Annotated in this window: 25 protein-coding genes; 13 read left to right on the top strand and 12 right to left on the bottom strand. The window is 70.5% G+C overall.

Translation table 11 applies throughout. The annotated features are described in order from the left end of the window. Positions 1 to 46 precede the first annotated feature (46 nt). Both ACFWV3_RS05980 and ACFWV3_RS05975 read left to right on the top strand, forming a co-directional pair. Positions 47 to 1216, top strand: coding sequence for an MFS transporter (locus tag ACFWV3_RS05980; RefSeq protein WP_382408771.1), 1170 nt, complete (start codon positions 47 to 49; stop codon positions 1214 to 1216). 43 nt (positions 1217 to 1259) lie between these two features. Then, entirely contained in the window at positions 1260 to 1808 is a 549-nt protein-coding gene (locus tag ACFWV3_RS05975) for a copper resistance protein CopC (RefSeq protein ID WP_382408769.1), read from the top strand. Here the strand turns inward: ACFWV3_RS05975 and ACFWV3_RS05970 are convergent. From ACFWV3_RS05970 to ACFWV3_RS05950, 5 genes are all read right to left on the bottom strand, one after another. Continuing rightward, a complete protein-coding gene (locus ACFWV3_RS05970) occupies positions 1805 to 2953 on the bottom strand; it encodes an RNA polymerase sigma factor (RefSeq protein ID WP_382408767.1) in 1149 nt (382 codons plus the stop codon). The genes ACFWV3_RS05975 and ACFWV3_RS05970 overlap by 4 nt on opposite strands. Beyond that, positions 2950 to 3300 carry a YciI family protein gene (locus tag ACFWV3_RS05965; RefSeq protein ID WP_382408765.1) on the bottom strand — a complete coding sequence of 117 codons (351 nt, stop codon included), beginning with the start codon at positions 3298 to 3300 and terminating at the stop codon, positions 2950 to 2952. Before ACFWV3_RS05965 ends, ACFWV3_RS05970 begins: the two co-directional genes overlap by 4 nt. A 105-nt stretch (positions 3301 to 3405) precedes the next feature. Further along, a complete protein-coding gene (locus ACFWV3_RS05960; RefSeq protein WP_382409369.1) occupies positions 3406 to 3693 on the bottom strand; it encodes an HPF/RaiA family ribosome-associated protein in 288 nt (95 codons plus the stop codon). A gap of 130 nt (positions 3694 to 3823) precedes the next feature. Further along, complete coding sequence (locus ACFWV3_RS05955; protein ID WP_382408763.1) at positions 3824 to 4297, bottom strand: redoxin domain-containing protein; 474 nt, start codon at positions 4295 to 4297, stop codon at positions 3824 to 3826. An 8-nt stretch (positions 4298 to 4305) separates the two neighbouring features. Then, the gene (locus tag ACFWV3_RS05950; RefSeq protein ID WP_382408761.1) at positions 4306 to 5097 is read right to left on the bottom strand and encodes a cytochrome c biogenesis CcdA family protein; all 792 of its coding nucleotides are present in this window, start codon (positions 5095 to 5097) and stop codon (positions 4306 to 4308) included. Between the two features lie 23 nt (positions 5098 to 5120). Here ACFWV3_RS05950 and ACFWV3_RS05945 point away from each other — a divergent pair, with 23 nt between their 5' ends. Together ACFWV3_RS05945 and ACFWV3_RS05940 are read left to right on the top strand one after the other, a co-directional pair. Further along, positions 5121 to 5768, top strand: a complete 648-nt coding sequence (locus ACFWV3_RS05945) for a DedA family protein (protein WP_382408759.1) — start codon at positions 5121 to 5123, stop codon at positions 5766 to 5768. Positions 5769 to 6700: 932 nt separating this feature from the next. After that, the gene (locus ACFWV3_RS05940; RefSeq protein ID WP_382408757.1) at positions 6701 to 7216 is read left to right on the top strand and encodes a lytic polysaccharide monooxygenase auxiliary activity family 9 protein; all 516 of its coding nucleotides are present in this window, start codon (positions 6701 to 6703) and stop codon (positions 7214 to 7216) included. A 6-nt stretch (positions 7217 to 7222) separates the two neighbouring features. On the opposite strand, the gene ACFWV3_RS05935 is transcribed toward ACFWV3_RS05940, so the two are convergent. From ACFWV3_RS05935 to ACFWV3_RS05915, 5 genes are read right to left on the bottom strand one after another with little or no spacing between them, the layout of a single operon-like run. After that, on the bottom strand, positions 7223 to 7627 hold the full coding sequence (locus ACFWV3_RS05935) for a DUF1992 domain-containing protein (RefSeq protein ID WP_382408755.1): 405 nt from the start codon (positions 7625 to 7627) through the stop codon (positions 7223 to 7225). Next, on the bottom strand, positions 7624 to 8541 hold the full coding sequence (gene pip, locus ACFWV3_RS05930) for a prolyl aminopeptidase (RefSeq protein ID WP_382408753.1): 918 nt from the start codon (positions 8539 to 8541) through the stop codon (positions 7624 to 7626). Before pip ends, ACFWV3_RS05935 begins: the two co-directional genes overlap by 4 nt. Positions 8542 to 8578: 37 nt before the next feature. Further along, complete coding sequence (locus ACFWV3_RS05925; protein ID WP_382408751.1) at positions 8579 to 9136, bottom strand: hypothetical protein; 558 nt, start codon at positions 9134 to 9136, stop codon at positions 8579 to 8581. A 12-nt stretch (positions 9137 to 9148) separates the two neighbouring features. Next, complete coding sequence (locus ACFWV3_RS05920; protein ID WP_382408749.1) at positions 9149 to 10348, bottom strand: MFS transporter; 1200 nt, start codon at positions 10346 to 10348, stop codon at positions 9149 to 9151. Between the two features lie 5 nt (positions 10349 to 10353). Then, the gene (locus tag ACFWV3_RS05915; RefSeq protein WP_382408747.1) at positions 10354 to 11349 is read right to left on the bottom strand and encodes an ABC transporter substrate-binding protein; all 996 of its coding nucleotides are present in this window, start codon (positions 11347 to 11349) and stop codon (positions 10354 to 10356) included. Positions 11350 to 11546: 197 nt separating this feature from the next. Here ACFWV3_RS05915 and ACFWV3_RS05910 point away from each other — a divergent pair, with 197 nt between their 5' ends. The 5 genes from ACFWV3_RS05910 to ACFWV3_RS05890 all read left to right on the top strand — a co-directional run bounded on the left by ACFWV3_RS05910 (position 11547) and on the right by ACFWV3_RS05890 (position 15192). After that, the gene (locus tag ACFWV3_RS05910) at positions 11547 to 11864 is read left to right on the top strand and encodes a hypothetical protein (RefSeq protein WP_382408745.1); all 318 of its coding nucleotides are present in this window, start codon (positions 11547 to 11549) and stop codon (positions 11862 to 11864) included. Positions 11865 to 11972: 108 nt separating this feature from the next. Beyond that, positions 11973 to 12224, top strand: coding sequence for a hypothetical protein (locus ACFWV3_RS05905; protein WP_382408743.1), 252 nt, complete (start codon positions 11973 to 11975; stop codon positions 12222 to 12224). Positions 12225 to 12289: 65 nt separating this feature from the next. Further along, positions 12290 to 13261, top strand: coding sequence for a C40 family peptidase (locus tag ACFWV3_RS05900; protein ID WP_382408741.1), 972 nt, complete (start codon positions 12290 to 12292; stop codon positions 13259 to 13261). Positions 13262 to 13523: 262 nt separating this feature from the next. After that, a complete protein-coding gene (locus ACFWV3_RS05895; RefSeq protein ID WP_382408739.1) occupies positions 13524 to 14468 on the top strand; it encodes a C40 family peptidase in 945 nt (314 codons plus the stop codon). A 157-nt stretch (positions 14469 to 14625) separates the two neighbouring features. Beyond that, complete coding sequence (locus tag ACFWV3_RS05890; RefSeq protein ID WP_382408737.1) at positions 14626 to 15192, top strand: LysM peptidoglycan-binding domain-containing protein; 567 nt, start codon at positions 14626 to 14628, stop codon at positions 15190 to 15192. Positions 15193 to 15256: 64 nt separating this feature from the next. Here the strand turns inward: ACFWV3_RS05890 and ACFWV3_RS05885 are convergent, their stop codons facing one another. Next, a complete protein-coding gene (locus ACFWV3_RS05885; protein ID WP_382408735.1) occupies positions 15257 to 15559 on the bottom strand; it encodes an iron-sulfur cluster biosynthesis protein in 303 nt (100 codons plus the stop codon). Between the two features lie 344 nt (positions 15560 to 15903). Next, positions 15904 to 16548, bottom strand: a complete 645-nt coding sequence (locus ACFWV3_RS05880) for a hypothetical protein (protein WP_382408733.1) — start codon at positions 16546 to 16548, stop codon at positions 15904 to 15906. A gap of 162 nt (positions 16549 to 16710) precedes the next feature. Between ACFWV3_RS05880 and ACFWV3_RS05875 the strand changes: the two genes are divergently transcribed. The 4 genes from ACFWV3_RS05875 to ACFWV3_RS05860 are packed head-to-tail and all read left to right on the top strand — an operon-like array spanning position 16711 to position 20679. Then, a complete protein-coding gene (locus ACFWV3_RS05875; RefSeq protein ID WP_382408731.1) occupies positions 16711 to 17412 on the top strand; it encodes a VIT family protein in 702 nt (233 codons plus the stop codon). Positions 17413 to 17436: 24 nt separating this feature from the next. Continuing rightward, positions 17437 to 17661 (top strand): hypothetical protein, encoded by a 225-nt coding sequence (locus tag ACFWV3_RS05870; protein WP_382408729.1) that lies wholly within the window; start codon positions 17437 to 17439, stop codon positions 17659 to 17661. A gap of 7 nt (positions 17662 to 17668) precedes the next feature. After that, positions 17669 to 18346, top strand: a complete 678-nt coding sequence (locus ACFWV3_RS05865) for an HAD family hydrolase (RefSeq protein ID WP_382408727.1) — start codon at positions 17669 to 17671, stop codon at positions 18344 to 18346. Then, the gene (locus ACFWV3_RS05860) at positions 18343 to 20679 is read left to right on the top strand and encodes a glycoside hydrolase family 65 protein (protein ID WP_382408725.1); all 2337 of its coding nucleotides are present in this window, start codon (positions 18343 to 18345) and stop codon (positions 20677 to 20679) included. The genes ACFWV3_RS05865 and ACFWV3_RS05860 overlap by 4 nt, the downstream gene beginning before the upstream one ends. Positions 20680 to 20688 lie beyond the last annotated feature (9 nt).

The following is a 20688-nucleotide window of genomic DNA, read 5'->3' as shown; positions in this document are numbered from 1 at the left end:
CGCGAGTTACCCTCTGCGCGCCGCCGCAACTCCAGGGGGAAAACGCGTGCCCAGAACGTTGACGCCGTTGTTGCTCGCCGTACTGGCGATCTTCACCGCGCAGCAGTTGCTCACCCCGCTCTTCCCGGTCCTGACCCACGACCTCGACCTCACCGCGAGCCAGTACGGGCTGGTGCTGTCGATCTCCGCCGCCGCGCTCGCGCTGTCGAGTCCCCTGTGGGGCCTGGCGCTCGACTTCCTCGGGCTGCGGGCGGTGCTGATCGCCGGTCTCGCGCTGTGCGTGGCCGGTCTGGCCGGGTTCGCCGCCGCGGTGACGCTGGCATCCGGTGAGACGCTGACGCCCGACCTCGCGTTCGTGGCGATGCTGGTGTTCCGCAGCCTGGTGCTGGGGGGCGGCCTCGCCTCGCTGCCGGTGGCCGCGCTCGCCGTCGCGGGCACGTCGTACGAAGCGCAGCGCACCGGTGCCGTGGGTCTGGTCGGTGCGGCGTCGGGGCTCGCCGCCGTCCTCGGTCCGTTGGTCGGCGGTGGTCTCGCGGTCGTGTCGTTGATGGTGCCGCTCTACCTCGCGCCGGTGATCGCCCTGGTGGTCGCGGTGGTGGTGCTCGTCGTCGTCCGGCCCGTGCCGCCCGTCGAGCAGCCGCCGCGGTTCCAGCCGTGGGAGGTGCTGCCCGCGTTCGGGGCCGGGTTCCTGCTGCACCTGTCGTTCGGGCTGGCGGAGGTGGTCGTCATCCTGCTCGTCAAGGACCGCATGCAGACCGACATCTCGGCGGGCACCACCTGGCTGGTGCCGATCGTCGCCGCGGTCGGGCTCCTCGGCGCCCAAGCCGTGCTGGTCCCGCTGCTGAGGTGGCCGGCGGGCAGGCTGATGAAGATCGGCGCGCCGGTCGCGCTGGCCGGGTACGCCGTGCTGGCGGTCGCGCCGTCGGTGCTGCTGGTGGCGCTGGGGTTCCTGGTGGTCGGCTTGGGCGTCGGCCTCGCGGTCACCGGGTTCGCGGCGGCCGCCACGCTCGCCGCAGGGCCGCGGCACCAGGGCCTGGTCGCCGGGCTGGTCAACGCCACGGCCGGAATCGCCGTGGTGGTGGCGCCGATGGCGAGCGGCCTGCTCCACGACGTCGAACCGAACGCACCGGTGATCGCCGCCGGAGTGGCCGCGGCGCTCGCCACCGGACTGGCGCTGCTGCCGATCGGACCGTCGCGGGTTCGGATCCCGGTCTGACGCGGTCTGTTTCGCAGCGCACCCGTGCCACTACTCTGCGCACGTGAGGCGTATCTTCAGCGCGCTCGTGCTGGCACTGCTCGCCGCGACGGCCGTGGCCGTCCCCGCGCAGGCCCACGCCGAGCTCAAGAGCAGCACCCCGGCGTCCGGCGCGACCCTCGACGCCCCGCCCCCGCAGGTCGAGCTGACGTTCAGCGACGTCATCAGCCTGCCCGACGGCGACGCGATCACCATCACGGGCCCGGACGGTGCGAAGTGGCCGCTCGCCCAGTCCGCCGCCGTCGACAAGGTGATCACCGCCGAGTTCGACACCGCGGCGGCGAAGGCCGGCGCGCACACGCTGGCGTGGAAGGCGAAGTCGGACGACGGCGACACCATCCAGGGCACCTTCACGTTCACGTTGAACGTCGCCGCGCCGACGTCGTCGGCCGCCGCCCCGTCGTCGGTGACGATGAGCGCGCCGGTGTCGAACGCTCCCACCTCGACCACGTCGCAGGACTCCGGTGGCGTGCCGCTCTGGGTGTGGATCCTGGTCGGGCTGGTGGTGCTGGTCGGCGCGATCCTGCTGGTCCGCCGCCGTCCCCGGTCCTAGCTCCGCCCCAGGCGTCTTTCGAGGAGGTCACGTTCGGCCGGGTGCTCCGCCCGGTCGAGCGCGGCCTCCAGTGCTGCGCGCGGGTCCTCCCCCAGGCGTCGCAGGAGATCCGCGCGCACGGCGTGGAACAGGTGGTAGCGGTCGAGGTCCAGCGCGTCCACCACGTCCAGCGCCCGGCGCGGGCCTTCCGTCTCGGCCAGCGCGACGGCCCGGTGCAGGGCGACGACGGGACTCGGCGTCAGCGCCAGCAGCTGGTCGTAGAGCGCCACGACCTGGTGCCAGTCGGTGGGCGGGTCGCTGTGCACGGCGTTGATCGCGGCCTGGACCTGGTACGGGCCGGGCCGGTTCCAGCGCAGGCAGCGGCGCACGAGGTCCTGGCCCTCCGCCACGAGGTCCGCGTCCCACCGCGCCCGGTCCTGGTCGGCGAGCAGGACGATCTCGCCGTCGCGCAGCCGGGCGTCGCGGCGTGACTCGACGAGCAGCATCAGCGCGAGCAGGCCCCACACCTCCGGCTCGTCGGGCATGAGCCGGGCGAGCACGCGTCCCAGCCGGATCGCCTCGGCGCCGAGCTCGCGCCGGTCGAGCCAGCCCTCGTTGAAGATCAGGTAGACGACGGCGAGCACGGCCCTCAGCCGGTCGGGCAGGTCGGCGTCGCGCGGCACCCGGTACGGGACGCGAGCGGCGCGGATCTTGCCCTTCGCGCGCACGATCCGTTGCGCCATGGTGGTTTCCGGCACGAGGAACGCCCTGGCGATCTCCCCCGTCGACAGACCGCCGAGCAGTTTCAGCGTCAGCGCGACCTGGGCCTGCGGCGCGAGTGACGGGTGGCAGCAGGTGAAGATCAGGCGCAGCCGGTCGTCGGGCACGTCCTGCACCTCCTCCTCCGGTTCGTGGTGCAGCAGCGCGGCCTGCGCGAGCTTCTCGCGGCCCTTGGTCTCGCGGCGCAGCCTGTCGACCGCGCGGTTGCGGGCGGTGGTGATGATCCAGCCGGCGGGCGAGGGCGGAACCCCGTGGACGGGCCACCGTCGCGCGGCCGTCGCGAAGGCGTCCTGCACCGCGTCCTCGGCGAGGTCGAGGTCGCCGAGGACCCGGGTCAGGACGGAGACCGCGCGGCCGTACTCCGCGCGGAAGATCTCGTCGATCATCCGTACGCGATCGGCCTGACCTCGACCGACAGCGTGCCGAGCACGGTCGCGAGCCGGCGCCCCCACTCCAGCGCCTCGTCGAGGTCGGCGGCCTGGATGATCGTGAAGCCGCCGATGTGCTCCTTGCCCTCGGCGAACGGACCGTCGGTCATCAGCACGTCGTCGTCCACCGCCCGGAGCACGGTCGCGGTCGACGCCGGGTGCAGGCCGACGGCGAACACCCACGCCCCCTTCGCCTGCATCTCCTCGTTCAGGGCGGTCAGGTCCGCCATGATCGGGTCGAGGACCTCGGGCGGAGGGGTCTCGCCGTCGGGCTGGTAGATGCTGAGCAGGTACTTCTGCGTCATGGTGTCTCCCTTCACCCCCTAGTACGAACACGGCCGGCGCGTTTCGACAACACGAAGACCCGGATCACGTCCGAGGCCGCGATCCGGGTGTTCGGGGTGCGGGGATCAGCCCGCCGGGGTCAGCTGCATCGAGACGAGCTGGCGCCGCATGCGTTCGCAGAGCAGGTCGACGACCTCGGTGACGGTGGCGGCCTCCGCGTAGGCCTGGACTTCGACCCACTTCAGGTCGAACCGGGCGTGCGCGTGGATCACGGCCTTGTCCACCGTGAGGTTGACCCAGGCGAAGTCGACTCTGCCGGGGGCGTAGCGGTCCAGTGAGGCGATGCGCTCCGACGCGTAGTCCCGAGCCTGCTCCGGAATCGCTTCCGCCAGCGAGACCTGGATGTAGTCCATCGACACCTAGCCTCCTCAAGGCCACGCGACAGCGCCGCGCGGCCCGTTCCACACTACGTTTCCGATCGCAGTGCCGAACCAGGCGTTGGTCCCGACGGCACAGGGTCCTTCTTCCCGGCGCCGGGGAAGATCAAACCTGTGCGGTCAAAGAGGAAACCTTCGTGTCGAGCTGCTCCTCGGTGGGCGAGCCGACCAGCAGCTCGACCGAGCCGTCCGGCCGCACGAACGCGAGCGTCGGCTGGGCGCTCACCCCGAACCGCTTCCACACCGACCCGTCGAGGTCGGCGAGGCTCGGGAACCCGTCCATGTCGTGGTCGGAGACGAACTTCTTCATCGCGTCGAGCTGGTCCCGTGCCGCGACACCGACGAACTGGACCTTGTCGTGCTTCTTGGCCATCTTCGCGATCGTCGGGGCCTCGGCGTTGCAGGACGGGCACCAGGGCGCCCAGAACCACAGCACCGCGGGCTGGCCGACGAGCTTGTCGCCGCGGAACTCCGCCCCGTCCAGGGTCGTGGCCGTGAACTGGAACTTCTCCGGGGCCGGCGCCTTCTCGGCGCACCCGGCGAGCAGCAGGACTCCCAACAGCAGTCCGAGGACGCGCATTCGGCTCCTCACCTCCTGCCAGGGCCTACGGCCTTGCGCCTCCTCCGGTTCAGCCACCATCCGCCAGCAACGACGAGCGCCACGATGAACGGCCACGGCCCGATAGCCGACAAGATCTGCACGAGCGTCGACTGGAACCGGCCAGCCGCCTGCACGACCGGGTCCACGGCGCTGCCGTTGGCGAGGAAGAGCCTCAGCTCGTAGACGCCGTAGTACGTGACGTACGCACCGACGACGACAAGCACCGCACCGCCGATCCGTCCCACATACGGCAGGAGCTTCCTGATCCACGGCGCCAGCACCGACCCCGCCACGGCCAGTGCCGTGACGACAAGTCCCATACCGAGCGCATAGGCGAGGAACGCCACTCCACCGGTCTGCAACGACGTGCCCACCACGGCGAGAAACGGCCCGATAGCGCACGAGAGAGAGGCGATCGCGAACGCGACGCCGTAGCCGTACATCGACCAGAGGCTCTTCGGTGCCGCTTGCAGCTTCGGAAGCCTCACGTAGAGGTCCTTGCCGAGCAACAGGAGCACGCCGATCACGATCATCGCGGCCCCGATCACGACCGTCACGACCGGCAGGTAGCTCTTGAGCGTCGCCGCCACCGGCGTGACCAGCAGACCGAACAGCCCGAAGAACGTGACGAACCCGGCCGTCATCGCCAAACCGGACATGAAGGCTCTCGCGAGGTTGTCCCGCGCCACCAGCGCCAAATACGCGGGCAGCATCGCGAATCCGCACGGGTTGACCGTGGCGACCATTCCCGCGACGACGGCGAGTGCGAGCTCGTTCACGACACCGAGGCTAGAGTTGCGGCGTGCCGATCGAACAGTGGCTCGAAGCCATCCCACCCCTGCTCGTGTACGCGATCGTCGGCGTGGTGATCGGCTTCGAGTCGCTCGGAATCCCCCTCCCCGGCGAGATCGTGCTGGTCACGGCCTCACTGCTGGCCTCGCAGCACGACACCCTGAGCCCGCTGTGGATCGGCGTGTGGGCCACCGCCGGCGCCATCATCGGCGACAACTTCGGCTATCTCATCGGCCGCAGGGGCGGCCCGCGCCTGTTCGCGTGGATGGGCCGCAAATTCCCCAAGCACTTCGGCGAGACGCAGATCGAGCACGCCCGCCGCGTCTTCCAGAAACGCGGGGCCTGGGCTGTCTTCTTCGGCCGTTTCGTGGCTCTTCTCCGCATTCTCGCCGGCCCGCTGGCCGGCTCGCTGCACATGAACTACGGCAAGTTCCTGGTGGCCAACGCCCTGGGCGGCGTGGCATGGGCAGGCGGCACGACGGCGGCCGTCTACTACCTCGGCGTGGTGGCCGAGAAGTGGCTTAAGGGCTTCTCGTACGCGGGCCTGGCCCTCGCCGTGGTCGCCGGGGTGGTGGGCGTGTTCGTGGTGAAGCGGCGGCTCGCGCGGGCGGCGGAGCGGCTGGAGGGGCAGGACGAGGAAGAGGTGACGGCCGCGTAGGTGGCTGCGCTGGGGCGGCGGCCGCGGGGCTGAGCAGGTGACTGCGGGGACCTGGGCAGGTGGCTGTGCGGGCCGAGTGGCGGCCGTGCGGGCTGAACAGGCGGAGCGCGGGCCTGGGCAGATGACCGCGCCGGGCTGAGCGGAAGTCAGGGCGCGGCGGTCCAGGCGTGAGGCGGATGTGGCTGTGCGGAGCAAGCGCGGCTCGGCGTGACCCAGGAGGGCCACCGCACACAGCGACCTTCGGCGCGCGCACGACGCGCCGTGCGCGCGAGGCAGTGCGTGCGCGCGAGGCAGTGCGTGCGCGCGAGGCAGTGCGTGCGCGCGAGGCAGTGCATGCTGCGCACGGCAGTGCATGCGCGCGAGGTCGTGCATGCGCGCACGGCGGGGCGTAACCCCGAAATGGCGACATAAGCGCGACACCAGCGCGACCCGCAAGACTCCGCGTGCCCCAGCCGCTCGATCCCGTCCCCGCGATCTCTTTCTACGCGCCGCCTTCCCTCGCGCCGCCTTCCCTCGTGCCGCCTTCCCTAGGCGTCCTCTCCCCGCGTCTCCTCCCCAGCGGCCTCCTCCCCCCAGCGGTCTCCTCCCCCTCGCGCTGCTACCCCACGAGCTGCTCCCCCAGCGGCCGCGAGCGCCGCCATCACCCTCCGTCTACCATCCCCGCCATTTCCGGTCCCCTTCCCGGTCTGGACCAAGCCCGCCCTCACACCCACACCACCACACCGAAATCCGCCGAAAAACCCGCAAAACCCAACGACTTCCCCCACCAGCACATCCCGTTTCGCCCCTGTACGAACCGCACGAACCCGACGCCGACGCCCCAACCTCCCAGACACGTCTTGTGGCGCCACGATTACGCGCGGTATGGTCTAGACCTTCAATCGCCGCCGCGATGTCACGGAACACACGCACATCAAGGCAAAGGAAGTCCCATGAAGATTGGACGCAGGGTTGCGGCCTCCATGGCCGGCGTTCTCGCAGCACCGCTGCTCGTCGTGGCTCTCCCCAGCGGCACCGCGTTCGCGCACGGTTACATCTCCTCCCCTCCCAGCCGTCAGGCGCAGTGCGCCGCCAAGACCGTTGCCTGCGGTGACGTCAAGTACGAGCCGCAGTCGGTCGAGGGACCCAAGGGCCTGCAGAACTGCCACGCCAACGTGGGGCGGTTCTCCGAGCTCAGCGACGACAACAAGGGCTGGAAGGCCACCGTCACGGGTCGCACGGTGATCTTCAACTGGACGTTCACCGCGCGGCACAGGACGACCAACTACGACTACTACGTCAACGGTCGCAAGATCGCGTCGATCAGCGGCAACGACCAGCAGCCCCCGGCCACCGTGCAGCACCAGGTGACGCTGCCCGGTTCGGGGAAGCAGAAGGTCCTCGCCGTGTGGAACATCGCGGACACGACCAACGCGTTCTACTCCTGCGTCGACGTCAACGCGAGCTGAAACCCCCTAGGCGCGTGAGGTCCCCTTCCTCTCACGCACCAGCGCGTCGACGTCGAACGGCATCAGGGTCAACGGCGGACCGGACAACGGTTTCCGCAGGGCTTCGAGGATCTTCGCGTTCATCTGCCCGATGATCGCGCGCGCCTCGTCGTCGGTCCCGGCCGCCAGGGCGCGTGCTCTGGCGGTCTCGGCCTCCTTGCGCAGGACCAGGGAAGGGGACAACCCTGCTGTGCCCTCTTCCTCCCTGACCTTCCGCTTGATCCACCAGTCCTCGTCCAGCTGCTCTCCCGCGCCGGGCAACGGTTTGCCCGCGCTCGGGAGGTCGTCGAACTCGCCGCGTTCTTGGGCTTCGCGGATCTGCCTGTCGATCCACGACTCGAAGCCCGTTCCGGGCGGTTTCCGTTGTGTCACGGGGAGAACCTCCTGACCGCGGAACGCATCGCCTCCGCGAACGCGGGGCTGCCCTTGTGGCCGCTGTCGTCCACGAGGGTCAGCTCGGCGTCCGGCCATGCCCGTGCCAGCGCGTAGGCGGTGTCGGCGGGGCAGCTCAGGTCGCGCCGGCCGTGGACCAGCGCCGCCGGGATGCCGGCGAGTTTTTCGGTGTGCTCCACCAGGTCGTCGACGAAGCCGGCGTTCGCGTAGTAGTGCGCGATGATCCGGACGAGGGCTATCAGCTCGTCGGACGCGCGGTCGGCGAACAGGGCCGGCTTGCCGTAGTCCTCCAGTGACAGCACGGTGTCCTCCCACCGCACCCATTCCAGCGCCGCCGCCTCGCGCACGGCCCGGTCCGGGTTCTCCATCAGGTCCGCGTAGGCGCGCACCACGTCCGGCGCGTCGCCGGCGTGCGCGCTGAACCGGGCCCAGGCCTCCGGGAAGAACCGGGAAACGCCCCGGTAGAGCCAGTCCACCTCGCGCGGGGACGACAGGGTGATCGCGGCGAGGATCATCTCCGAGACGCGTCCGGGATGGCGCTGCGCGTAGGCGATGCCGAGCGTCGAGCCCCAGGAACCGCCGTACACCAGCCACTTCTCGATGCCGAGGTGCTCGCGGAGCCGCTCCATGTCCGCGATCAGGTGGTCGGTCGTGTTCACGCCCATGTCCGCCGCCGGGTCGCTCGCGTGCGGCGTGCTGAGGCCGCAGCCGCGCTGGTGGAAGATCACCAGCCGGAACTTCTCCGCGTCCAACGCCCTGCGCGCGCCCTGGGACGGCGAGCCGGGGCCGCCGTGGACGAACACGGCGGGCTTGCCGTCCGGGTTGCCGACGGTCTCCCAGTAGACCTGGTTGCCGTCGCCGACGTCGAGCAGGCCGTGTTCGTTGGGCTCCACGATCTTCAGCGTACCCAGACGCCGACCACCTGCCAGGTCAGACCGGCGTCGGCCGAGCGGTGGACCTCGGCGAACTCCTGGCCGGGCCCGCCGCGCACCAGCGTCGCGTGGCGTGCGTCGGCGAAGGCCGGGTCCTCGAACGGAGGCCCGCCGAGCGTGAGCGGCGTGGCCCACTTGTGCCGTCGTAGATCACCGCGAGGAAGCCGGCGTCGTCAAACCCCAGTGCTCCCACGGTTCCCTTCAGGCCGGACGGCTCCCAGCGCGTGCCGCCGTCGCTCGTGACGAACAGCTGCCCGCCGTCGGTCACCATCCCCGCGGCGTCGCTCGCGAAGACCACCCGCAGCCGGTCGGTCTCCGGCACCGTCAGCGCCGGGGTCCGCACGCGCGCCCAGGTCGTGCCGCCGTCGACCGTGCGGACGAGCTGCGGGCAGGTCGCAATCTGGCACAGGGTGTCGAGGCCGAGCACCCAGCCGCGGTCAGCGGAGGTCCACGACGTCGACGCGGGCACCACCCCGGTCCCGGCGTGCGCGACGGAGACCCCGAAACCGGTCAGCAGCACCGAAAAGCACAGCGCAGCAAGGCGTTTCCCCCACATCGCCTGCTCCCCTCAGGAGGCTGCCTCCCACTCAACACCTCGCGCCCGAGACGCGACAACAACCCAAAGGGCCACCAAAACGCCCGCCCCACCGCTGATCAGGAAGGTCAGCTCCGGGCCGACGGCGTCGAGCAGCAGACCTCCGCCGATGTACGACATCGCTGCCGCCACACCGATTCCGCCGTAGAAGTTGCCGAACACCCTGCCCGTCCGGTCACCGGGCACGAGCCGCTGGATCAGCGTGCTGTGCGCGACGTCCATCGCCGCGATGCCCAGTCCCCGCACGGCCTGCAGCGCGAACGCCGACGCGACGCCCCACGCGAGACCGGTGAGCGTGTTGCCCGCACTGCTGATCACGAACCCGGTGACGAGCAGCGCCACCATGCTCCACCGCGCCGATCCCCTGGCCAGCAGCGCGTACCCGAGCAGCAGGCCGATCCCGACCGCGCCGAGCACGATCCCGGCGGCGCTCTCCGACCGCCCGAACGACACCATCGTCAGCTGCAGCACCGCGACGTCGTCGATCGCCGTGCACGCCACGACTCCGCAGAAGCCCAGGAACACGATCCGCAGCGCCCGGTTGCGCCAGATCTCCCCCAGCCCGGCCCTGGCGTCGGCGAACACGCCGTCCTCCGACACCGACGGCACGACCAGCTTCGGCAGGCGCAGCAACAACAACGCGGACAGCACGAACGAGACGGCGTCCACGAGCAGCACGCCCCTGGTGTCCATGAACGTCAGCAGGACCGCGGCGAGGAACGGACCCAGCACGTCGGCGCTGTTGCTGCCCAGCCCCAGCGCGGTGTTGGCCTGCGCGAGGTCCTCCTCCGCCACGAGGCTCGGCACGGCGGCCCGCGCGGCGGGGACGAAGATCTGCCCGAGCACCGCCCGCAGCCCCACGAGGACCAGCAGGACCGGCAACGGCGGCAGGGTGAACGCGATGACCGCGAGCAGCACGCCCTGCGCGACCTCGCAGGCGATCATGACGGTGCGCCGGTCGAACCGGTCGCTGACGACCCCGGTGAGCGGGCTGAGCAACGAGGGCGCGAAGTCGCCCACCAGCAGCAACGCCGCCACCGCGACGGCTTTGCCGAGCAGCGACTGCACGTGGACCATCAGGGTGACGAGGCTGAGCGCGTCCCCCACGACGGAAACGACCCGTGCGGTGCTGAGCACGCGCAACGGGCCGTTCGTCTTCAGCAGCGTCAGCACATGGCTTACTTTGCCAAGGCCTGGTCCAGCTGGTCAGCCAATTTGTTCATGATCGCGGCGTAGGAGGAGTAGCTCAGCGGCGCGACCGCGTTCCACTCGACGAGCCGGTTCGCCTGCACAGCGGGCAGGGCCTGGAAGACCGGGTGGCCCTCCTTCATCTTCTCCGGGTTCAGCACGTGCTGGCGGGTGTCCCACATGATCACGTGTTCCTTGTACGTGCCGGAGTTCTCCCACGACAGCGACTGGAAGTAGCCGCCGCCCTCGGTGTCGGGCTTCTCGGGCGTGAGCAACGGCAGGCCGAGCTCGCTGACGTACCAGTCGAGGTCCGGGTTGCGGGCGGGCACCGCGACGTAGAAGAGCTTGGGGTCGCCACCGACGACCTGGATCTTCTGGTTCGCGGCCGTCATCTTGGCGCCGATGGCCTTCAGCCGGTCGGCGGCCTTGGTGAACGCCTCCTCGTCAGACTTGACCTTGGCCGACTCGGTGTCACCGCCCAGCGACTTCGCGAGCTCCTGGAAGCGCTTGATCCCCTCCGGCAGCTTGATCTTCGACTGTCCGATGCCGACGGTCGGGGCGACCTTGAGCACCTTCTCCTCGAACTCGGCCGTGAGGTGCCACAGCCCGGAGACCTCCGGGTAGTAGCCCGCGACCACGAGGTCGGCGTCGAGCGCCGCGAACTTCTCGAAGTCGATCTCGCCGTAGCCGGGACCGGTGATGTCGGTGACCTGGCTCGGGTCGATGCTGCCCGCCTCGGGGTCGGTGGTGCCGTCGGCGCGCTTGAGCGGGCCGAACGTGCCGACCACGTTGACGCCGAAGTCCTTGAGCGCACCGGCGGCGGACACCTGCGCGACGACGCGCTTCGGCCGCTCCGGTGCGGTGACCTCCTTGCCGCGGTCGTCCTTGAACGACCACTGACCGGTTCCCTGCTGCTCCGCGGGAGCGTTCCCACCGCACCCGGCGACCAAGCCGAGCAGCAGAACCGCGGCGACTGTCCTGCGCACTCTGTCCACCTCCTGAGTTTAGGCTTACCTAACCTATCAAGTGGTGCTGGGCGATCGCGCACGCAGGTGGGTGTGTCACGACGTGGAATCGCCTGGTGACAGGGCGTGGCTCGGCGAGGAAGCCGGCGGCCGTGTCGATTCGCGGGCCGCTCGTTCGACGTACCGGCAGAAGGCAGGTTCCGGATCGGAGGGTCGCCATGATCGCCACGCTCATCGCCACACTGGTCGAGGAGGACCACGCGGAGGACGACGGCGCGCTGGCGCCCGACGACCGCCTGACCTGTCACGTGCACGGCCGGTGGATCCACCAGTGCGTGGCGTCCCCGGTGCACGTCAACCCGGTCACCCGGCACCGCTGGTGCCGCGGCTGCGACTCCGCGCTCGGGGTGGTGGTCGACGAGGTCTCCGGCGACGTCGCGATGTGCTGCCCCCGGTGCGGACGCGGCGGAAGTGCCGCCACCGCCCGGCTGATCGCGGCATGCCGCGCCTCGATCGCGGCTCGGCGGGCGGCCTGACCAGGACGGGGCCCGCTCAAACGCGACACCAGCCGTTCCGGCGACATCGGCGACCTGATGAGGTGACCGCGCCTGCACCGTCCACTGAGGACCGTTAGGTTGCCTGGCGTGTTCACTTCATCACGCATCGCCACCACGATCCTCGCGGCCGCGGGCGCCACGCTCGTCGCCGCCTCCCCCGCGCTCGCCGACAACGACTCGAACTTCGGCGGCGGGGTGAACGCCGCGATCAACTGGAACTTCACCGCGGCCGCGGTGTGCCTCCAGGAGGTCGCCGTGGTGCCCGTCCTCGGCGACTACGTCAGCGACCACGTCAACAACTGCTCCAACGGCAACGTGATCGACCACTCGAAGCGCTGAACCCTGACGGCCGTCCGGCCGTACGCCTCCTCAGAAGTCCGATTCCCGACTCCTGAGGAGGCCGCGTGCCCGGCCATCGTGCTGCACGGACCACCGCTCTCGCCGCCGTGATCGCCGCGACGGTCGTGTCGATGCCATCGGCGCACGCGCAACCCGCCGCGGACGCGCTGAACGTGTACAACGACCTGACGCAGCAGGCCGAGAAGCTCAGCCAGGACCACCTCAAGGCGCAGGGCGACCTCGCGCAGGCGAACGCGACCGTGGGCACCGCCACCGAGGCGGAGAAGAAGGCGCTGGCCGAGTCGCAGCAGTTCCGCGGCCAGGTCGACGTGCTGACCGAGGCGACCTTCGAGGGCGCGCGGTTCAACAACATCTCGGCGCTGCTCACCTCGTCGTCGCAGCAGGACTTCCTGGAGCGGATGCAGGCGATGACGATCATCGCCGCCGACCAGAACGAGGCCGTGGCCCGGCTCGACGCCACGCTGAGCGCGGCCAAGAAGGCGCGGGCCGACGCCACCGCGGCCGCCAGTGCGGCGGAGAAGCTCGCGGCGGACGTGTCCACCCGCAAGGCCGCCATGGACCAGCAGGTCGCGGCGGCGCGGGCGAAGTACCAGTCGCTGTCCGCCCCGCAGAAGCAGACGCTGAAGTCGGCGGGCGACACCTCGTCGGTGGCCGTGCCGGCCGGCGCGGCGGGCGTGGCGCTGAACTTCGCGCTGAGCCAGCGCGGCAAGCCCTACGTCTTCGGCTCGAACGGGCCCGACTCGTGGGACTGCTCGTCGCTGATGCAGGCGTCCTACCGGGCGGCGGGCGTCTCGATCCCGCGCGTCACCTACGACCAGGCGAAGATCGGCCGCGGGGTGAGCCGCAGCGAGGTCGCGCCCGGCGACCTCGTCATCTACTACTCGGGACAGTCGCACGTGGCGATGGTCGTGGACGGCACCCGCGCGGTGCACGCGTCCACCGAGGGCGTGCCGGTCAAGATCGCGGACATCGACTCCATCGGACCCATTTCGGTGATCCGCCGCGTCGTCGGGTGACGTGTCTCTCCACCCCGCGATAAACCCACGTGACCGACTGTGAGAGCGTGCTGGCGGATAACTGGTGAGGACCCGGTGCTGGACGAACATCAGGTCGTTCCGTAACCTGTCCGAGACCTTCGGCCCAGCAGTTAACCCACTCGGGGCACACGCCAAGGTTGCCGCCTCACGCGCAGTAGTTCTCGCGGGGCAGCTGCCAGGAAAAAGGAGGACCCGCGACGTGGTGTCGCACCCCTCGCGCCGTACCGTGCGTGGAGCGTTCGTGGCGACGGCAGCAGTCGTCGCGGCGGCACTCCCCACGACCCCGGCCACCGCACAGCCTTCGCCGACCGACGCGCTCAACAAGTACAACGAGCTGTCGGAGCAGGCTTCCAAGCTCAACCAGGACCACCTGAAGGCGCAGGGCGACCTCGCTGCCAAGCAGGCTGAACTGGACAAGGCCAAGGGCGACCTGGCCAACGCCCAGAAGGCGGAGGAGTCGCTCCGCGGTCAGGTCGACCTCCTCACCGAGGCCACCTACTCGGGCGCGCGCTTCAACCAGATCTCCGCACTGCTGGTGAGCGACTCGCAGCAGGACTTCCTCAACCGCATGTCGGCCATCAACATCCTCGCGGCCGACAACGCGGAGGCGCTGAAGAAGCTCACGGACGCGGTCGACGCGGCGGACGCCGCGACGAAGTCCGCGAACGAGGCCACCGAGGCGTCCAAGAAGCTGCTGTCCGAGATGGACCAGAAGAAGGCCGACCTCGACAAGCAGCTCGGCGAGGCGCAGGCCCAGTACCGGTCGCTCAGCGCGTCGGTGCGCAACCAGCTGGCCGCCTCCGGCGACATGTCGAACATCTCGGTCCCGGCCGGCACCGCCGGCAAGGCCCTGCAGTTCGCCCTCGCCCAGCGCGGCAAGCCCTACGTCTACGGCTCCAACGGCCCGGACTCGTGGGACTGCTCGTCGCTGATCCAGGCCGCCTACCGCTCGGCGGGCGTGTCCATCGGCCGCACCAGCTACGCGCAGGCGGCAGCGGGTCGTTCGGTGAGCCGCAGCCAGGTCCAGGCCGGCGACATCATCGTCTACTACTCGAGCCAGTCCCACGTGGCGATGGCGGTGGACGGCATCCGTGCCGTGCACGCGTCGACCGAGGGCGTGCCGGTGAAGATCGCCGACATCGACTCGATCGGCCCGATCTCGGTGATCCGCCGCATCGAAGGCTGAGTTCTGCTCGTGGAACGCCCCCTGCCTCGCCGGCGGGGGGCGTTTCGCTTTCACTCCCTCGGGTGCACGTGTCCCGCTGACCCGGCGGGCCGTGTGCGAGCTGACTAGGTTCCGCTCCGGGCACCACCGGGTGCCACAGTGTGAAGTGGAGCGTTCATTGGACACCTTGCAAGCCGGGCAGGAACTGACCCGCGGCCAGCAGCTCACCACCGCCAACGGCTACATGCTGACGCTGCAGTCCGACGGCAACCTGGTGCTGTCGGAGAACACCGGCACGGTGTGGGCCAGCGGCACCGACGGCAAGGGCGCTGTCCGCGCCACGCTGCAGGACGACGGCAACTTCGTGCTCTACGCCGGCGACGACAGCGCCGTGTGGGCCACCGGCACCCAGGGCAACGAGGGCTCGCGCCTGGTCCTGCAGGACGACCGCAACCTCGTGGTGCTCGCCGGCGACGGCAGCGCGAAGTGGGCCAGCGGCACCAACACCGACACCCCGCAGTCCGCTCCCGCCGCCCCCGAGGCCCCCGCCGCTCCGGCGCCGGCCGTCGAGGAGGCTCCCCCGGCCCCGGCCGCGCGGACCCACGAGGTGCAGCCCGGCGACTCGCTGTGGGCCATCGCCGAGAGCTTCTACGGCGACGGCAACCGCTACGGCGAGATCGCCTCGGCCAACGGCATCGCGAACCCGGACCTCATCCACCCCGGCCAGGTCCTGACCATCCCCTGACCCGCACGACGCGAACGGGCCGGACCCCTCGATGCAGGGGTCCGGCCCGTTCTCACGTCCTGGCTCAGGACTCGAGGTCTTGGCGCGCGATGGCGAACGCCGGGTTCCCCTCGTCGTCCTGACGCACGTCGAGGACCTTGTCGTCGAGGTACTGGGCCGCGGCGGGCTCCATGATGACCTTGGCCCCCGCCGGTGCCGCCACCACCTCGTCCCCGTCGACCGCCTCGCTCAGCGAGAGCTCCAGCGCGGCCTGGCTGTCGTGGTCGGCCGCGAGAGCGAAACGCAGGCCGACGTCGTCGTTGGTGGCCTCTGTCTGCGACGTCAGCTCGTTGATGACCTCAGCGGCCATCGGCGTCACTTCGAGCATGTCGGCCCCTCACATCAGGAAACAAGAAACTCGTCCGGTGTTCCCGACCTGGGCCTGGTTCAACCACCTCTCGACGAATTGGCGTCGAAATGCGCGCGACAACAGGTGGCGTTTCGCAAGTTTTCGCAGCTGGAAGCGATGCGGTGGGCTGAGGGCGTGATCGCGGCGGGTGGACCACCGCCGCTCGAACTCACACGGGCCTCACTTCCCCGCAGGCGGGCTTCGCAGCGGGACCGGTGGGGCCGGACCCGTGGCGAAGCAGCCGGACCCACGCCGGGAAGGCGCGCCGTCGACGCGTCCGCCGGAACGAACCACGTGCGCCTCCAGGCCGCGCCCGGCCCGGCCTACGCCACCCGGTGCGCCGGCCTGGCCACCTCGTTGCGCACGTGCCCGCACGCCGAGCACACCCGCGGCACCGGCACGATCTCCGCCACCAGCCGCCACGAGTCGGCGAACGACGGCACGTCCTGGCCCGGCGTCAGCAGGCTGTCCAGCACCTCCTGGCGGCGGCGGCCCTTCTCGCGGCTGCGCTCCACCGGGTCGCGGCGGTGGGCCAGGGCGCGTGACTCCGCCCGTGCCCGCTCGCCGTCGGAGGTCAGGCCGGACCGGCGGCGCGGGGCGTGCAGGGCCGTGTTGCGGCGGTTCACGCGGTACCACTCGCCCAGCGACGTACCCGTCAGCGGCGGGCGGGCCAGGCCCGCTCCGTCGGCCGTCCAGGTGCGCAGGCGGGCGCGCAGGAACTCGTGGGCCACCTGGGCCCTCGAGCGCGGGCGGCCCTGGCGGGTGCCGTCGGGCTTCTTGTCGATGGCCACCAGCAGCGCGTCGACGCTCCAGCCGGCCTTGAACCACGGCTCCAGCAGGCGGCGGACCCAGCGGCGGTCGGCGTCCGGCCACGAGGCCCGCACGCACAGCGACTCGACGGCGATGTCCACGTCGGCGTCGGTGGAAGGGACCACACGGCCCGGCCAGCGACTGGGTTCGATCTGCATCGGGACTGACCTCCTTCTAGCACGCACACGAACACCTGTTCGACATGCTGCCACGGGGGTCTGACAAAAAACGCACCTGCACCACTTGACCAGGCAAAACTCACCCGATCAGCACAGTGAGGGCGGCGCGGGGACCGCCAAGCGGAGCACTACTCTGCGCCCATGACGCACGCGGAGCCCCACGACGAGGTCACCGGCGACCGGATGAACTGGCTGCGGGCGGGGGTGCTCGGCGCGAACGACGGCATCGTGTCGACCGCCAGCCTCGTGGTCGGCGTCGCCGGTGCCACCACGGACCGGGCTCAGATCCTCGTCGCCGGCCTCGCCGGGCTCTTCGCCGGCGCGATGTCGATGGCGAGCGGCGAGTACGTGTCGGTCAGCAGCCAGCGCGACGCCGAACGCGCCCTCCTCACCAAGGAGCGCGAGGAGCTCAGGGACATGCCAGAGGAGGAGCTCGCGGAGCTCAAGGAGATCTACGAGGACAAGGGCCTCACCCCGGAGACGGCCGAGGAGGTCGCGCGGCAGCTCACGAAGCACGACGCCCTCGCCGCCCACGCGGACGCCGAGCTGCACATCGACCCCGACGAGCTCACCAACCCGTGGGGCGCCGCCATCGCGAGCTTCATCGCGTTCACGATCGGCGCGCTGCTCCCCCTCGCGGCGGTCGCGTTCACGCCCACGAGCCTGCGCGTGCCGGTCACCGTGGTCGCCGCCGTCCTGTCCCTCGCGCTCACCGGCTTCGTCAGCGCGCGGCTCAGCGGGGCGGGCACGAGGCGCGCCGTCGTCCGCAACATCGCGGGCGGCCTGGTCGCGATGGGCGTCACCTACGCCATCGGCTCGTTGGTCGGGCAAAGCATCGGATAGCGCCGAACGGGGTACAGCTCCTCCATGAGTGAAGATCGCGGCGCGTACGTCCCCCAGGACACCGACGGCTTCGAGGGCCTGGACGAGGACAACCTCCAGCAGGACCCGCTGGAGGAGGCGATGGACCCGCCGGAGGGCTGGGCCGAGTCCACGAAGTACGGGATGACCGAGTACGAGCAGGCCCACCCCCGTCCGCTCGACGAACGTCTCGCGGAAGAGCGCAGCGATGTCGGCGAGACGGGTGCATGATCGTCACATGAGCCTCGGCATCCCGGAGAAGATCACGGCGTTGCTGTTCGACCTCGACGGCGTGCTCACCAGCACCGCCGTGCTGCACCGCCAGGCGTGGCGGCAGACGTTCGAAGCCATGGGACAGCCGTTCAGCGAGCAGGACTACCTCGCGCACGTGGACGGAAAACCGCGCTACGACGGGGTTCGCAGCTTCCTGACCTCGCGCGGCCTCACGCCGTCCGAGGACGAGGTCCGCCGCATCGGCGACCAGAAGAACGACCTGGTGAACCAGATCATCGACGAGCAGGGCATCACGCCGTACGACGGTTCGGTGCGCTACCTCCAGGCGGCGCGCGAGGCCGGCCTGCCGATCGGCGTGGTCACGTCGTCGGCCAACGCCATGCGCGTGCTGCGGGCGGGCAACCTGCTCGACTACGTCGACGCGCTGGTCGACGGCAACGTCATCACCGCGTCGAACCTGAAGGGCAAACCGGCGCCGGACTCGTTCATCGAGGGCGCCAGGAGGCTCAAGACGGCACCGGAGCACGCCGCCGTCTACGAGGACGCGCTGGCGGGCGTGCAGGCCGGTCACGCCGGCGGGTTCGGGTTCGTCGTCGGGGTCGACCGGGGCCACCAGGCGGAGGCCCTCAGGACCCACGGCGCCGACGTGGTCGTCGACGAGCTCGACGAGCTCCTGTCATGAGCTACGCCGTCGAGCCCTGGCAGCTGAGCTGGCAGGGCCTCTCCGTGGACCACCTGCACCAGACCGAGTCGACGTTCGCGCTGTCCAACGGTCACATCGGCATGCGCGGCACGCTCGACGAGGGCGAGCCGCGCGGCCTGCCGGGCACCTACCTCAACGGGTTCTACGAGCAGCACCAGCTGCCGTACGGCGAGGCGGGCTACGGCTACCCCGAGGCCGGCCAGACGGTCGTGAACGTCACCGACGGCAAGATCATCCGCCTGCTGGTCGAGGACGAGCCGCTGGACATGCGCTACGGCGAGGCGGTCGAGCACGAACGCACGCTCGACTTCCGCACCGGCACGCTGCGGCGGCGCACGGTCTGGGAGTCGCCGACGGGCCGCCGTGTGACCGTGCGCAGCGAAAGGCTCGTGTCGTTCACGCAACGCGCCGTGGCGGCGATCCGCTACGAGGTCGAGCCGGAGGAGGACCTGCAGCTCGTCGTGCAGTCCGACCTGCTCGCCAACGAGCCGACCAAGAGCCGCAGCAGCGACCCGCGCGTCGCCCTCGCCCTGGACGCCCCGCTGGTCAACGACTTCACGATGGCGGAGAAGTCGCGGGCCGTGCTGTGCCACCACACCAAGGTGTCGGGCCTGCGGATGGCCGCCGCGATGGACCACGAGATCGAGGTGACCGCCCTCGCCGCCGACGGCACGGAGCCGCGCACGGAGATCCGCGCAGAGGACGACCTGGCCCGGTTCACCGCGGCCGTCGACGTCAAGGCGGGCAACACCCTCAAGCTCACCAAGTACCTCGCCTACGGCTGGTCGGGGCAACGCTCGACGCCCGCGCTGCGGGCCCAGGTCGAGGCCGCGCTCGCCGGTGCCTGCCAGACCGGCTGGGACGGGCTGCTGCGGGAGCAGAAGGCGTTCCTCGACAACTTCTGGGAAGTGGCCGACGTCGAGATCGAGGGCGACGACGAGCTGCAGCAGGCGATCAGGTTCGCCCTGTTCCACATCATCCAGGCGGGGGCCCGCGGCGAGACCCGCGCGATCCCCGGCAAGGGGCTCACCGGGCCCGGTTACGACGGCCACGCGTTCTGGGACACCGAGATGTTCGTCCTCCCGGTGCTCACCTACACGCTGCCGGACGCCGCCCGCGACGCGCTGAGATGGCGTCACTCCACTTTGGACAAGGCGCGCGACCGCGCGAAGGTGCTGGGGCTCGAGGGCGCCGCGTTCCCGTGGCGTTCGATCAACGGCGCCGAGTGCAGCGCGTACTGGCCGGCGGGCACGGCGGCGTTCCACGTCTCCGGCGACGTCGCCTACGCCGTCCAGCAGTACCTGCACGCCACGAACGACGACGACTTCGACCGCGACGAGGCCACCGAGATCCTGGTGGAGACCGCCCGGTTGTGGATGTCGCTCGGCCACCACGACCGGCACGACGGGTTCCGCATCGACGGTGTGACGGGACCGGACGAGTACTCGGCGATCGTCGACAACAACGTCTACACCAACCTGGTCGCGCAGCAGAACCTGTGGGCCGCCGCCGACGCCGCCGAGCGCAACCCGGACAAGGCGAACGCGACCGAGGAGGAGATCGCGGCGTGGCGCCAGGCCGCCGACGCGATGGCGATGCCCTACGACGACATGCTCGAAGTGCACCCGCAGGCGGACAACTTCACCAAGCACGCGGAGTGGGACTTCGAGCACACGCCGGAGGACAAGTACCCGCTGCTGCTGAACTTCCCGTACTTCGACCTGTACCGGCGCCAGGTCGTGAAGCAGGCGGACCTGGTCCTCGCGATGCACGTGCGTGGTGACGCGTTCACCGACGAGGAGAAGGCCCGCAACTTCGCCTACTACGAGGCACGCACCGTGCGCGACTCGTCGTTGTCGGCGGGCACGCAGGCGGTGCTGGCCGCGGAGGTCGGGCACCTCGGCCTGGCGTTCGACTACCTGGTCGAGGCGGCGTTCACCGACCTCCACGACCTGCACGACAACGTCACCAACGGCCTGCACATGGCCTCGCTGGCGGGCGCGTGGACGGCGCTGGTGGCCGGGTTCGGCGGCATGCGCGACCACGGCGGCGAGCTCACGTTCGCCCCGAAGCGCCCGGACGCGCTGACCGGGTACTCGTTCCGGATGGCCTTCCAGGGCACCAGGATTGCGGTCGAGGTGCGTAGCGACGAGGCGACCTACCGGATCGTGGACGGCACGGAGCTCACGACGCGGCACCACGGCGAGCCGATCACGATCACGGCGGACAGCCCGGTGACGATGCCGATCCCTGAGGCTCCCGAGCTCGAACGGCCGCAGCAGCCGTTCGGCCGGGCTCCTCGGAGGCGTTAGCCGGGGGGC

The sequence above is a fragment of the Lentzea sp. NPDC059081 genome (genome assembly GCF_042738015.1).
Classification (GTDB): domain Bacteria; phylum Actinomycetota; class Actinomycetes; order Mycobacteriales; family Pseudonocardiaceae; genus Lentzea.
Note: the sequence above shows the minus strand (reverse complement) of the source record. Positions and strands in the feature narration are given on the sequence as shown.

Bases quoted from the DNA above. Each gene is read 5' to 3' on its own strand.
- ACFWV3_RS05880 (WP_382408733.1), bottom strand. From the start codon at position 16,548: ATGCAGATCGAACCCAGTCGCTGGCCGGGCCGTGTGGTCCCTTCCACC.
- ACFWV3_RS05925 (WP_382408751.1), bottom strand. From the start codon at position 9,136: ATGTGGGGGAAACGCCTTGCTGCGCTGTGCTTTTCGGTGCTGCTGACC.
- ACFWV3_RS05865 (WP_382408727.1), top strand. From the start codon at position 17,669: ATGAGCCTCGGCATCCCGGAGAAGATCACGGCGTTGCTGTTCGACCTC.
- ACFWV3_RS05910 (WP_382408745.1), top strand. From the start codon at position 11,547: ATGATCGCCACGCTCATCGCCACACTGGTCGAGGAGGACCACGCGGAG.
- ACFWV3_RS05875 (WP_382408731.1), top strand. From the start codon at position 16,711: ATGACGCACGCGGAGCCCCACGACGAGGTCACCGGCGACCGGATGAAC.
- ACFWV3_RS05955 (WP_382408763.1), bottom strand. From the start codon at position 4,297: ATGCGCGTCCTCGGACTGCTGTTGGGAGTCCTGCTGCTCGCCGGGTGC.
- ACFWV3_RS05885 (WP_382408735.1), bottom strand. From the start codon at position 15,559: ATGCTCGAAGTGACGCCGATGGCCGCTGAGGTCATCAACGAGCTGACG.
- ACFWV3_RS05940 (WP_382408757.1), top strand. From the start codon at position 6,701: ATGAAGATTGGACGCAGGGTTGCGGCCTCCATGGCCGGCGTTCTCGCA.
- ACFWV3_RS05970 (WP_382408767.1), bottom strand. From the start codon at position 2,953: ATGATCGACGAGATCTTCCGCGCGGAGTACGGCCGCGCGGTCTCCGTC.
- ACFWV3_RS05870 (WP_382408729.1), top strand. From the start codon at position 17,437: ATGAGTGAAGATCGCGGCGCGTACGTCCCCCAGGACACCGACGGCTTC.
- ACFWV3_RS05960 (WP_382409369.1), bottom strand. From the start codon at position 3,693: ATGGACTACATCCAGGTCTCGCTGGCGGAAGCGATTCCGGAGCAGGCT.
- ACFWV3_RS05860 (WP_382408725.1), top strand. From the start codon at position 18,343: ATGAGCTACGCCGTCGAGCCCTGGCAGCTGAGCTGGCAGGGCCTCTCC.
- ACFWV3_RS05965 (WP_382408765.1), bottom strand. From the start codon at position 3,300: ATGACGCAGAAGTACCTGCTCAGCATCTACCAGCCCGACGGCGAGACC.